The 13,593-nt window shown below is 55.5% G+C and carries 8 protein-coding genes; all 8 read left to right on the forward strand.

Annotated elements, in window-relative coordinates; all coding sequences use genetic code 11:
• The first annotated feature begins 90 nt into the window (after positions 1–90).
• The 8 genes from ACLHIL_RS04435 (at position 91) to ACLHIL_RS04470 (ending at position 13,574) form a co-directional block, all read left to right on the forward strand.
• Entirely contained in the window at positions 91–1,047 is a 957-nt protein-coding gene (locus ACLHIL_RS04435) for a pseudouridine synthase (protein WP_411296745.1), read from the forward strand.
• Entirely contained in the window at positions 1,019–2,599 is a 1,581-nt protein-coding gene (gene guaA, locus ACLHIL_RS04440; RefSeq protein WP_411296746.1) for a glutamine-hydrolyzing GMP synthase, read from the forward strand. Before ACLHIL_RS04435 ends, guaA begins: the two co-directional genes overlap by 29 nt.
• 130 nt (positions 2,600–2,729) lie before the next feature.
• Positions 2,730–5,579 (forward strand): ATP-dependent helicase, encoded by a 2,850-nt coding sequence (locus ACLHIL_RS04445; RefSeq protein WP_411296747.1) that lies wholly within the window; start codon positions 2,730–2,732, stop codon positions 5,577–5,579.
• 3 nt (positions 5,580–5,582) lie between these two features.
• The gene (locus ACLHIL_RS04450; RefSeq protein ID WP_411296748.1) at positions 5,583–7,844 is read left to right on the forward strand and encodes an acyltransferase family protein; all 2,262 of its coding nucleotides are present in this window, start codon (positions 5,583–5,585) and stop codon (positions 7,842–7,844) included.
• A 177-nt stretch (positions 7,845–8,021) separates the two neighbouring features.
• The gene (gene sucC / locus ACLHIL_RS04455) at positions 8,022–9,194 is read left to right on the forward strand and encodes an ADP-forming succinate--CoA ligase subunit beta (RefSeq protein ID WP_411296749.1); all 1,173 of its coding nucleotides are present in this window, start codon (positions 8,022–8,024) and stop codon (positions 9,192–9,194) included.
• Positions 9,195–9,201: 7 nt separating this feature from the next.
• Positions 9,202–10,128, forward strand: a complete 927-nt coding sequence (gene sucD, locus ACLHIL_RS04460) for a succinate--CoA ligase subunit alpha (protein ID WP_411296750.1) — start codon at positions 9,202–9,204, stop codon at positions 10,126–10,128.
• Positions 10,129–10,244: 116 nt separating this feature from the next.
• On the forward strand, positions 10,245–11,363 hold the full coding sequence (locus ACLHIL_RS04465) for a DUF6350 family protein (protein WP_411296751.1): 1,119 nt from the start codon (positions 10,245–10,247) through the stop codon (positions 11,361–11,363).
• 72 nt (positions 11,364–11,435) lie between these two features.
• Positions 11,436–13,574 (forward strand): bifunctional phosphoribosylaminoimidazolecarboxamide formyltransferase/inosine monophosphate cyclohydrolase, encoded by a 2,139-nt coding sequence (locus tag ACLHIL_RS04470; RefSeq protein WP_411296752.1) that lies wholly within the window; start codon positions 11,436–11,438, stop codon positions 13,572–13,574.
• Positions 13,575–13,593 lie beyond the last annotated feature (19 nt).

Raw genomic sequence — 13,593 nt, forward strand, 5'->3', positions numbered from 1 at the left:
TTTCCATAGTCCCACGTTCACAGCAGCAAAGGTGACATATTGCCTCGCTAGTATTGTCACGTTGACCATTTGATGTGTAGGAGAGACGGGATGCGGCAAAAAAGACATTGGCGCCGTGCCGCTCGGATTCGGGCGGTTCGCCCGCCGATGCGCAACGGGATTAATGCCAGCCCATTGCGGCTGCCGCACGGAGCGTGGGCCACTGTTGATGAGTGGATTTTTGAGCGCTTTGGCGAAGAAGGACGAGAGCTACTGCACAATGGCGATATTTTCGCTGATAACGCCGAGTGCGTGTGGCCAGGAGCGAGCTATCGACCAGGGCAACGGCTGTGGTTTTTTCGCCCCGTGCCCGACGAACCAACAGAACCGATCACCGTGCCCATCCTGGCACAAACACAACGGTACATTATCGTCGATAAACCACACCAGATGGCTACCATTCCGCGGGGATCCCATGTGGCACAAAGCTTGACTGTGGTTATGCGACGCCAGATGAAAAACGATGACATTGTGGCCGCACATCGTCTGGACGCAGAAACAGCCGGATGCGTGCTGCTAACAACTGATCCCCAGTGGCGTGGTGCTTACCAGAAACTCTTTGAGCAACGACGTGTGGAAAAGACGTATTACGCCCTGGCGCGATATGCTCCGAACGATCCGATCGGGGTGTGGCAACGCAGCGACGTGCGGCTTGAGCGCGGGCATACAGATTTAGTCGCTAGCGTGGTGGCAGGAGAGCCGAATAGCCAAACGCGATTGCGCCTGGTGAGCACGTATGGGGAACTGGGGTGCTACGAATTACGCCCGATAACTGGCCGCACCCATCAACTGCGCGCAACGATGGCGCATCGGGGAACTCCCATTCTCGCAGATCCGCTTTATCCGCAGGTGTTAGATGCCGAGGAAACAGCTAATCGGCCCTACCCGTTGCAGCTCATCGCGGCGCAATTATCCTTTATCGACCCATATACCGCCCAGCCGGTCACGGTTTACAGTAACCGAGTTTTTCTCGCTGGCAATGGGGCGGTACGCTGGGAACGTGACTGAGATTCGCCCCGTTGTAGTAATTGATAATGGCGCGCAAAACGCACAACTTATTGCTCGCCGTGTTCGCGAAGCCGGTTTTTATTCCGAGCTTGTCCCACATTCCTGGCCAGCCCGCCAGATCCTGGAGCGCAACCCAAGCGCCATCATTCTGTCAGGCGGTCCCGCGTCGGTTTATGAGCCAGGAGCGCCACAAATTGATAAATCCATCCTTAGCGCTGGTATCCCAGTTATGGGTATCTGCTACGGATTTCAACAGATGGCACACGCCTTGGGTGGGAAAGTGGAACGAACCGGAGTGCGGGAATATGGCCCGACGCCAGCGGTAATGCTGTGCGATGGGGTCGTCACCGGATCGTCGGACAACCGGCCAACCGTATGGATGAGCCATTTTGATTCTGTTACGCAGGCCCCGGAGGGCTTTACCGTCACCGCGCAAACGCCCGGCGCACGCGTGGCCGCATTCGAAAATCCACAGGCGCGGCACTACGGGATGCAGTGGCATCCGGAGGTGCGTCACTGCGAAAACGGTCAAGAACAGATCCTCGCTTTCCTGACTGAGGGTGCCGGGTTGACCCCGAACTGGGATCCGGCGTCGATCATTGACGAACAAATCGAGCGTATCCGTGCCCAAGTGGGCGATCGTCACGCTATCTGTGCGCTCTCAGGTGGTGTTGATTCTTCGGTTGCTGCGGCTTTGGTCCACCGCGCTATCGGCGATCAATTAACCTGTGTATTCGTCGATCACGGACTATTGCGTAAGGGTGAATTCGATCAGGTTGTTCGCGACTATGCGGGCGCTCGCGGCATGAGGATTCTAGCAGTGGATGAAAGCGAGCGATTCTTGCAGGCCTTAGCCGGCGTCAGTGATCCGGAAACGAAGCGCAAAATTATTGGTCGCGAATTCATCCGCAGTTTTGAGGCGGCGCAACAGCGATTGCGGGAAGAAAATCCAGATAAGGATTATGCGTTCCTCGTCCAGGGCACTCTCTATCCGGATGTTGTTGAATCTGGTGGGGGAGACGGCACAGCAAATATTAAATCCCATCATAATGTCGGCGGTCTGCCAGAAGACATTGAGTTTGAGCTGGTGGAACCGCTACGGGAATTATTTAAGGATGAAGTTCGTGCGATCGGATGTGAGCTCGGCTTGTCACAGCGGCTGGTATGGCGTCAGCCCTTCCCCGGGCCAGGGCTCGGGGTGCGCATTGTCGGGGAGATTACCCGAGATCGTCTCGCTACGTTGCGGGAAGCCGATGCGATTGTTCGAGAAGAACTCACCGCAGCCGGATTAGATCGCCAGATCTGGCAGTGCCCAGTGGTTTTGCTGGCTGATGTTCGCTCGGTTGGCGTCCAAGGCGATGAACGCACCTACGGTCACCCGATTGTATTGCGCCCGGTGGCCTCGGAAGACGCAATGAGTGCGGATTGGGTTCGGTTAGATTATGACCTGGTTGCCAGGATCTCTAACCGAATTACCAATGAGGTCAGTGATGTCAATCGCGTGGTTATTGACGTCACCTCTAAGCCCCCAGGGACGATCGAATGGGAGTAATGTGCGCGCTTGTGTGAGTGCGGATCGGGATGCCGGTTGCACAGCAACCGGCATCGCTGTTATGTGGCGTATATCGATGCTGAGCGTCGCCAATGCGTTGCGTCGCCTCCTCTATTAGGCTGAAAGAGATATGCCTGAAGATAAATTAACCGCAGCTTTAGATCGAATTCGTGCACGGGTGTCTGCCTCGAACTCGCAGGGGGCGGCTGCTGCGCCTGCTATGCCTGGCGCAGATAGCGCCAGTATTGCCCCAAATAACACGTCGGCGGTATCACGGCGTGAATGTGTATCTACCTCAGTCGTTTCTGGTGCTGATATTTCCGACCCCACTGCCCCAAAAACCACCGTTGCCGCTGCAGACGAGGCTGTGCCTGAAACCTCGTATGCGCCAGCAGCCGACCCGGCGGTGGTGGAAAAGATTATTCGCGGGCTCAATCCACAGCAACGGGCTGCCGTCACCTACGGTGGGTCGCATCTTTTAGTTATTGCAGGGGCGGGTTCCGGAAAGACGCGGGTGTTGACGACCCGAATTTGTTACCTTATTGCCACTGGTCAGTTACGGCCGACGCAAATCATGGCGATTACCTTCACCAATAAGGCAGCGAAAGAAATGCGCGAGCGCATGGAATCAATGATTGGTCCAGGCGCGGGGTATATGTGGATTTCGACGTTCCATTCCGCATGTGTGCGAATCTTGCGGGCTGAACATCGTCACCTCTCCTTAAATTCTGGTTTCACTATCTACGATTCAGCTGATTCACAGGCATTAATGCGCGCTATCATTCGCGAAGAAAAGATTGACGATAAGCGTTACCCGCCGAAGAAACTCCTTAATGGCGTTTCTGATCTGAAAAATAATCTCGTTACTCCGGCGCAGGCCTTAGCGTTAGCGCAACGCGAAGATGAGCTCATGGTTGCGCGAGTTTATCAAACGTATCAGGAACGTCTGCGGCTTGCCCATGCGGTAGATTTCGATGACTTAATTATGCTGACGGTTGAGCTGTTGCGGGATAACCCGCAGGTTGCACAGGTATATCGGCAGCGTTTCCGCCACATTCTGGTGGACGAATATCAGGACACCAATATGGCCCAATACGAGCTGGTGCGTTTGCTGGTTGGGAGCAGGGGCGATGATCCGCATGGGGCTTTGACGGTGGTTGGCGATGCCGATCAGTCAATTTACGCTTTCCGCGGGGCAACGATTCGTAATATCGAAAGTTTTGAGGAGGATTTTCCCCAGGCTCAGTCGATTGTTTTGGAGCAAAACTATCGGTCAACGCAGAATATTTTGTCGGCGGCTAACGCGGTGATTTCGAATAATGCGGGCCGACGTGCTAAGCGGTTATGGACGGATTCCGGAGCTGGAGAGAAACTCGTCGGCTATGTGGCAGACGCAGAATCCGACGAAGCTGTGTTTGTACGCGATGAAATCACAGATCTGGCCCGTGCTGGGGTGGCATATCGGGATATTGCCGTTTTCTATCGGGCTAATGCGCAGTCGCGTGCGCTTGAAGAGGCCTTCATCCGGTCGGAGATTCCTTATCGTGTTGTCGGGGGGACGAAGTTCTACGAACGGGCAGAGATTAAGAACGCCTTGGCATATCTGCATGCTATTGCCAATCCGGATGATTCAGTGTCTTTACGCAGGGTGCTCAATGTGCCCAAGCGTGGTTTAGGGGCGACGACGGAGGGTGCGCTCGCGGCGTATGCGGCCACCTATCAGATCTCGTTCGGGCAGGCCTTGGCAGATATTGCTCATCCGGAGCGTGCGCACGAGGCTGGGCGTGAGCCGGTTGTGCTGGGGGCGCGGCAAACGGCAACGATTACTCAGTTTGTGCAGATGCTTGAGGAATTACGTGACCAGGCACAATTGGGGGCAGATCCGGCAGATATTTACGTTGAGGTTATGGACCGCACGGGGTATCTCGCCGGTTTAGAGAAATCGACTGATCCGCAAGATAAGGCACGAGCGGAGAATTTGGCGGAGTTTCACGCCGTGACGTCGGAGTTTCGCGTCCTTAATCCTGAGGGCACCTTGGCTGATTTCCTGGATCAGGTATCCTTGGTGGCTGATTCGGACCAGCTTCCCGATTCTGATAGTGGGGAAGTTGTGCTCATGACGGTACATACGGCCAAAGGCTTAGAGTTTCCGGTTGTTTTCGTCACTGGCATGGAAGATGGCACGTTCCCGCATGCGCGTTCCCAGGAATCGCCAGAGGAGTTAGCTGAGGAAAGGCGACTAGCTTATGTGGCTTTGACTCGTGCGCGCGAGAAGCTGTATTTGACGCGGGCGGCAAGCCGCACTCAGTGGGGTGCCCCGCAATTATTAGGGCCTTCGCGCTTCATCGCAGAGATACCTGAGGAGCTGATCGATTGGCGGCGTAGCGAATCGTCAATGGATTCATTACGGCAGTTGCAGTGGGGCGATGAGGACGATAGCTGGGATTGTGATTCCTCCTCATATAGTGAGGATCAATGGTCCGAGCGCAATAGGTATGCCGGTTGGAATGGTGGTTCATCTCGCACTGGTGGGTGGGCTAGTCGTTCCTCATCTAGTCGCGTAGGGGCGTCATCTGCAGGTACAGCTGCTGGCTTTTCTGCTACTGCACCGCGATCTAGTGCCGCCAGGTATCACGAGAACGAATTTGCTCCCCCGATTGGCGGGAAAAAGGTTCCAGCGGGGAAGTTCTTCGGGGAGCGGGCAGCTCAGAGCTCACGTTCTGCCAGGTCGGGGTCGAAGGTATCTGAGGCTCAACGGCTTTCTTCGGAGGAGCAATCCGCTTCGCCAGCGCAGTCTAGTGCAGCAGCTCGCCAGACGCATGGTTTGAAAGTTGGTGATCGCGTCCGGCATCGTTCTTTCGGGATGGGGACGATTGTCGCTTTCGACGGCACTGGGAAATCAACGGTTGCTCAAGTGAAATTCCGTTCCGGTGCGACCAAACGATTGATGTTACGTTTTGCCCCGTTAGAGAAGGTGTAAGCCATGACGGATTACCGGCTACGTACTGTACGCCCGCAACCTGGTCAATCAGGGCGGTCGGAGCGCTCACCGCACGCAGGGGCTCAGGGGCGGTCTGGTAATCAGGAAGCTGAATCATCGCCGCAAGGGTCTGGGGATAGTGCGCTCTCTTCTCGCACTGCCGATCCTGCTACGCGGGCAAATACGCAAAAGCCGGTGGCGCAGAAACAGCGGTCAGGATCGTTGTATTCCGTTTCGCGTGGCGGTGCTTCGGGGGCAGGTGCTTCTCGGGTGCACCAGCAGCCACCTCAGCACGATAGTGAAAGCCCAACGGGGTTATCGCGTTCGGATATGACGGACCGTGGGGAGTACCTCTGGGGGATTGCCGGATTGCGCGCAGTGGCTATCCTAGCGATTTTGGCTCATCACCTCATGCCAGGTGTTGTTCGTGGGGGCTTTTTAGGGATTGATATTTTCCTCGTAATATCGGGATTTTTAGTGACGATGACGCTGCTACGTTCCGATCGCACCCGTGGATATATTGACGTATTGTCATGCTATCGCACCCGCTTTACTCGCAGCTTTATTCCGCTCTTAGTGCTGGTGGTAACGGTGATCCCGCTGGCCGGTATTATTGCGCGGAGCACGTTAGGCGATATTCGTCGGCAAACTCTGGGGGCACTGACCTACTCAACGAACTGGTTTGATATTTGCCAGGGGTATGTGCGCGATGCTGGCTCGGGTCGCTTGTTCTCGCATTTATGGTACGTGGCGTTGGAAGCGCAGATTATGCTGTTGTGGCCTCTCATTGCCCTGGTGATGCTGGCTTTGCTTGATTCATGGCGGTTACGGGCGCTCGTGGCTAGTGTCGTGGTTGTTTTTTCTGCTGGCCTGATGATGGTGCTCTATAACGGGGAGAATTCCGTCGCTTTGCTCTACGGCCCACATACGCATCTGTTTGGGGTTGCATTGGGCATTGTGCTGGCCATTATATGGGCAGATCCACAGGCCAGCATTTTAGGTGCTGTGCATTGGCGGCGTACCTACCCGTGGTACGGCTGGGCAGCCTTGAGTATGCTCGTTGTATTTTTATTCATCATTCCGATGGATGGGCCTTGGGCGTACATGGGTGGGATGCTGTTGGTTTCACTGCTGGCAGGGATCGTGCTAGCAACTATCGTCATTCCTCATTCTATTTTTTCGCTGATTGGGCAGATTGGGGTATTGCGTTGGCTTGGTCAGCGGGCCTATCTCCTATATGTGTGGCATTGGCCGCTCCTGGTGATCGCTGCAGCTTGTTGGCATGCCTCAGGGTGGCAAGGCGGGGTGCGCGATATGTGTGCTCTCATGGTGTGTTTTGCATGTGCGGAACTGACGTATCGCTACATAATGCGTCCGATTCGCCGGTATGGGCTAAGCGTGGCGTGTGCTCGTGCGGTGTTGGCAGTTCGTCGTTCCCTCCGCTATCGGATTGTTGCCATTGGAGCGAGCCTGGTAACAGTAGGGGCAATAGCAGTGCTGATCCGGAATCCGGTTTTGCTGGCGCAGGGCGCATCTCCTGATTCTTCGGCGCCAGTGCAGGTGGCGGCTGAGCCCGAAGGAACTGCTGGTGAGATCGGCGGTTCGAAAGCTGGTGGCGATCCCTCGTCGGCGCAGGGGAATATGACTCCTTCTCAGCCTGCAGTTGCGCCTAACAGTGGCGGTGATGCGCTGCATCGCGGGGATGAACCAGCGCCAGGCGCTCAGTTGTGCTCAGCCTTTGATGCTTCGAAACCGCAATGGAAAGATGTGACGATCTTCGGGGATTCTATTGCTGCGGGTGCAGGCGCGGAACTGACGGCCCAGATGCCGGGAGCTCAGGTCTATGCTCAGCCGGGGATGACGTGGGCGGAGGCCTATGCCTTTATTGCTCAGCATCGGGCGACGGCGCATGTGGGTCGGGTAGTGGTGCTGGAATATGGAACGAATGGTGGTGTCCCCGATCCGAATGAGGTGCGTCGTAATATCGAGCAACTGGGATGCCGCAGGTGGGTATTCCTCGTTAATGTGGGTACGACGAGTAAGGATGTGGATTCAGCCAATCGCACCTTGAGTGATATTGCTGCCGGTTATGCGAATGTTTTTGTGGTGGACTGGCATGGGCTTATCGCTGAACATCCGGAGTTTTTGAAGATTGATACCATCCATCCGTTGCCGGAGGGAAATGTTGCTTTTGCGGCTCTTCTTCGGCAGTCAATCGGACAAGCCGGTGAACATCTTGCCACGTTACCTCGGGCGAAGCGCTAGGCTGGTGGCATTGCATTAGGGGATTCGATATGGCGGCTGTCGATTTTCCTTAATGACATCCCATCGCAATTTTGCCGAAAACCGTGTCACTGACGATATTTTTCGGTATGCTCAAAGAGATGTCTCGACGCCGAGACAATTTATTATTCGGTAGTCCGCCGAGCGAAAGGACCCAGCGTGGATCTCTACGAGTACCAAGCTCGCGATATGTTTGCCGAGCACGGCGTTCCCGTGCTCCCCGGTAAGGTAGCTGCAACGCCGGAAGAAGCATACTGCGCAGCGGAAGAATTACTACAGCACGGCGATCTCGTCGTTGTTAAAGCTCAAGTAAAGACGGGAGGGCGCGGGAAAGCCGGAGGAGTTAAACTCGCCCGCTCTGCCGAAGAAGCCCGCACTCATGCGCAGGCTATTTTAGGAATGGATATTAAAGGGCATACCGTCCATCGCGTACTGATTGCTCTGGGTGCTGATATTGCCGAGGAATACTATTTCTCAATCTTGCTTGATCGTTCAGAACGCCGCTATTTGGCAATGTGCTCCAAAGAAGGCGGAATGGAAATCGAGCAGTTAGCAGTAGAACGCCCCGAAGCACTTGCCCGAATTCCCATTAACCCGATTACCGGAATCGATGCGCACACGGCTGAGCACATCGCCCAAGCCGCCGGATTTGACGCAGAATGTGGCGAAAAGGTGGCTGAAGCTATCGTCAAACTCTGGGAGGTGTACACCGAAGAAGATGCCACTCTCGTAGAGGTCAATCCGCTCGTGAAAACGACGACCGGAGAGATCATTGCAGTTGACGGCAAGGTATCTGTCGATGATAACGCCCGATTCCGCCATGAATCCCACGCTGCGCTCGTCGATAAGCGCACGGAAAACCCGCTGGAAGCAAAGGCTAAAGCACTAGGTCTGAATTACGTCAAACTTGACGGGGGCCAGGTGGGTATCATCGGCAACGGCGCTGGTTTAGTGATGTCAACTCTGGATGTGGTGGCATACGCTGGCGAGGCCTACGGCGTCGGCCCAGCAAACTTCCTCGATATTGGTGGTGGAGCAGACGCCACCGTCATGTCAAATGGTCTTGACGTCATCCTTGGAGATCCAGATGTGCGCTCAGTATTCGTCAACGTTTTTGGCGGCATCACTGCCTGCGATCAAGTAGCAGAAGGAATCGTCGCTGCCTTAAAGATCCTCGGTGATAATGCCTCCAAACCGATTGTCGTCCGGCTTGACGGAAACAACGTGGATGAAGGGCGCCGTATCCTGCGCGAGGCTAACCACCCGTTAGTCATCCTAGAAGAAACAATGGACGGCGCTGCCGCAAAGGCTGCGGAACTGGCTGGGAAGTGAGAAACAGATGGCGATTTTCTTAGACAAGAATGACAAAATCATCGTCCAGGGCATGACCGGAGCAGAAGGGCAAAAGCACACCCGCCGTATGCTCGGCGCCGGAACGAATATCGTCGCCGGAACTAACCCACGAAAAGCCGGTCAGAGCGTCGATTTTGACGTGACGCCGATTGGCTACGGTGCGCAGGAATGTTCAGCAGGAACAGTTTCTGTTCCGGTATATGGAACAGTAGCTGAGGCTAAGGCAGCCACCGGCGCAGAGGTATCAGTTATCTTTGTGCCGCCAGCTTTTGCTAAAGCCGCAGTTATTGAAGCAGTCGATGCTGGCATGCGCTTGGTGGTCATTATTACGGAAGGAATTCCGGTAAAGGATTCCTCGGAATTCTTCACCTATGCCCAGGAGCGCGGGGTACAACTCATCGGCCCGAACTGCCCAGGTATTATTACGCCAGGTCAGTCTAACGTGGGGATCACTCCGCCAGATATTACCGGCCCTGGCAAGATTGGCCTGGTGTCGAAATCTGGCACATTAACCTACCAGATGATGTACGAGCTGTCGGATATTGGCTTTACTACATGTATTGGTATTGGTGGCGATCCGGTTATCGGAACTACTCATATTGATGCGCTAAAGGCATTTGAAGCCGATCCGGAAACTGAGCTGATCGTTATGATCGGAGAAATCGGCGGGGACGCAGAAGAGCGAGCGGCGGCCTTTATTCGGGATAACGTCACGAAACCTGTTGTGGGATACGTTGCTGGATTTACTGCGCCGGAAGGAAAGACGATGGGGCATGCGGGCGCTATCGTTTCAGGATCGGCCGGTACTGCCGCCGCAAAGAAAGACGCCCTTGAAGCGGTAGGGGTGCGCGTTGGAAAAACCCCAACCGAAACAGCGCGAATTGCTCGGGAGATCCTCAACGCAACCGCCTAGATAGTATCTAGATGAAGAGGCGCTCGGATGACGAGCTGAGGTGAAGATGGCTCGGTGTGAACAACACGCCGAGCCATCTCGCTGTGTATCGCGCAAGAACCAGGAACGATAGAAACGTGCGGACCATTGATCTTTCTCGCGAATTAGCCGCAGTGCGGGCGGCCCTTGCCGCGCCCTTTTTCACGTGGTTAGCGATGGTCGTTGTCGTCCTGGCCAGCTATGTGGTGACGGCTTCTGCGCCCGGGTTAGCTGATAGTACCTGGCATGACGCGGCTCGCTTGGCTACTGGATGGTGGATGACGAGCACCGGCGGGCAGATGAAAATTTCTGGTGCGCCAATTTCCGTCATGCCGTTGAGCATTTTAGCTATTACTTGTTACACCCACTACGTGCGTTTCCGCCGTTGCCAGATGGAAACCTGGGGAGAGGTTGTTGCTTGCGGGCTGGGTCATGCTGGCGTCGTTGCCATCATTGGCCTGTTGATTCGGCCAGCTGGCGCGTGGTGGCTCGCCATTTTTATCTCTTTCTTCTGCGCAGCCAGCGTTGCCCTCGCTAGCGCGCCGCAACTTGTTCCTGCTGAGCATATTCGACACGCGCGCACCCGCATCCGTGCTACGGCGCGCGTCTTAGCCATCTGCAGTGCCCTGCTGTTCATTCTCGCTGCGCTGTGTGGGTGGTCGCGCATCGCTCATATTCACGGGTACTACCTAACCGGGCTAGTCGGTTCGATTAGTCTAGTAATCCTGCAAATGTGTTACCTGCCTGTTGCCGGCATTTGGGCCTTAGCATGGCTTTTCGGTGCGGGATTCTCAGTCGGCACTGACACGCAGTTTTCGATATTCGGTACGACGAGTGCTCCGCTGCCAGCTATTCCAATATTTGGTGCCTTGCCCCCTGTGGGATTGCGATTAGGATGGCTGGTGATTTTTGTTGTCCTTGGGGCGGTTGTGCTTGGGGCGTGGCAGACTCGTAAAGAATCTCAGGATGGCGCCGTAGGTTTGCGCCAGACGCTAATTCGAGCCGTGGTCTGTGCGCTTGTTATCGCTGTGAGTCTAGGGGTGCTCGCGCTGTTCGCCAGTGGTTCCCTTGGGCCTGGGCGCATGTCAACAGTTGGACCAGTGCCGTATCACATGGTGGGGTGGGTGCTCCTGCTCGGAGGAGTTCCATATATTCTCGGATCGATGGCTGCCCATCGGCAGGTCATCCAGCGGCTTCGCCAGCGTCTCGCGCGATAACACTATCCTCTGGCAGATGATTGCTCACCGATAAGTTAGGCGTGGAACGTCGGCGCGATCAGGGAGGAAATAATGTTCCGCCGAGCTTTAATATCGGTTTCGGATAAGAGTGGCGTGCTTGAGCTTGCTCAGGTCTTGGCGCACAGTGGTTGCGAGATTGTTGCCACCGGAAGCACTTTCCGTCTTTTAACAGACGCCGGCATTGCAGTTCGTGCGGTATCGGAGGTGACGGGTTTCCCTGAGGCATTCGACGGTCGGGTAAAGACGCTGCATCCAGCCATTCACGGCGGGATTCTGGCACGCCCTGAACGTCATGGGCAGCAAATGGCGGAACTGGGGATTTCGCCTTTCGATCTGGTTGTCGTCAACCTGTATCCTTTTGCACAAACCTTAGCCAGTGGCGCCTCGACGGAAGAATGTGTGGAACAGATTGATATTGGAGGTCCGGCTCTTATTCGGGCGGCAGCAAAAAATATAGATCACGTGCTCGTCGTTATTGATCCGGCTGATTATCCCCAGGTAATTGAGCTAACGCGTTCCTTCTCGGCTGCGCTCGGAGTGCCCCAGCCGGTAGATAAGGCACCAATGCTGGCACAGATTCGACGTGATTATGCGGCACGCGCATTTGCTCATACGGCGCAATATGACGCGCATATTGCGCAATGGATGAGCCGTAGAAACGGTGATGTTGGACCGGAGGGCGATACGGCGGCCTTTCGTGGGCAGATGTATCCATCAGATCCGGATAGTAGTGGCAGCGATCGCAGCACGCGCGCCCTCAGTGTGAGCGAGGGGCGGCATACGGAGGGCGTTGGAAATGTTGGCGAGGAGCGTAGCGCGAAGGCAGATCAAGAGTATTTTGCTGGGCCGAGGGGTGAGCATGCCAATGAACTTGGCAATGAAGGGGCTGAGGCGAGTGCGGCATTGCCGGAGGAGCTCCGCCCATATTGGACGCGAACGCAACTGCTGCGATACGGAGAAAATCCACATCAACGTGCGGCGTTATACCGTGATGGATCTGGCGTGGGATTAGCCTATGCTCAGCAGCTAGGCGGAAAGCCAATGAGTTTTAATAACTATCTCGACGCCCAAGCGGCGTGGCGAGCGGTGGGGGATCATGACCGCCCCGCTGTTGCTATCGTCAAACATTCAAATCCCTGTGGGATAGCGGTGCGAGAAGAGATTTGCGCGGCGTACCAGGCAGCCTATGCCTGTGATCCGCAGTCAGCCTTTGGCGGTATCGTCGCGGCAAATAGGACCGTCGATCACGCTATGGCTCAGGCGCTCAGTGGCGTATTTATGGAAGTTGTGATTGCCCCAGATTTTACGCCGGAAGCTCTAGAGATTCTGCGGGGTAAATCTCGGTTGCGGATCTTGCGTATTCCTCTCGCGCACTCACCGTTATGTGACCTTTCTTCTGCTGGTGCTAGTACTCCGAACGAGGAAGCGAAAATCGCGCCGGCTGGCAGGGGCGGAAACACCAGCGAATTAGGGGATGGTGATCCGAGAGGCGAGATACTGGCGTGTGCTGATACCACCTGGGAAAGCGAGCGAGGAAATATCGGGGCTGCTGGATCTTCGGGCACAATGAGTAATTCCTCAAGTATGGGCCAGCATTTATGTGATGGTTCGGCGGCACATCCACCGCTAAGTGTGCCGAGATCAATACCTGATGCCTTAGGCGAATGGCCGCGAAGTACGCAGAGTGTTGAGATAAAGTCCTCAGCGTATGGCGTGCATGACGAGCTAGATATGCGGGTTATTTCTGGAGGTGTGCTCGTCCAAGAGCGAGATTCACTGGCTGCCACTGGGGATGATCCGACCACCTGGCGGCTCGTGTCTGGCTGCGCGGCAGATGAGCAGCAACTGCGCGATCTCCTTTTCGCTTGGCGAGTAGTGCGCGGGGTGAAATCTAATGCGGTTGTTATTTGTGCAGATCAGGTCACATGTGGCATTGGTATGGGGCAGGTGAATCGGGTGGATGCGTGCCACCTGGCAGTCCAACGTGCCGGTCAACAGCGGGCAACGGGTGCGGTGGCCGCTTCGGACGCATTCTTTCCGTTCCCAGATGGGGTTGATGTACTAGTAGCGGCTGGTGTCCGTGCCATCGTCCAGCCTGGTGGATCCATTCGAGATGAGCAGGTTATCGCTGCAGCTCAACAGGCGGGGATAACAATGTATCTGACAGGCGTCCGTCACTTCGCACATTAAATATGTAATCCAGCTAGGC

This window comes from Trueperella sp. LYQ143, from assembly GCF_046599595.1.
Lineage (GTDB): Bacteria > Actinomycetota > Actinomycetes > Actinomycetales > Actinomycetaceae > Trueperella.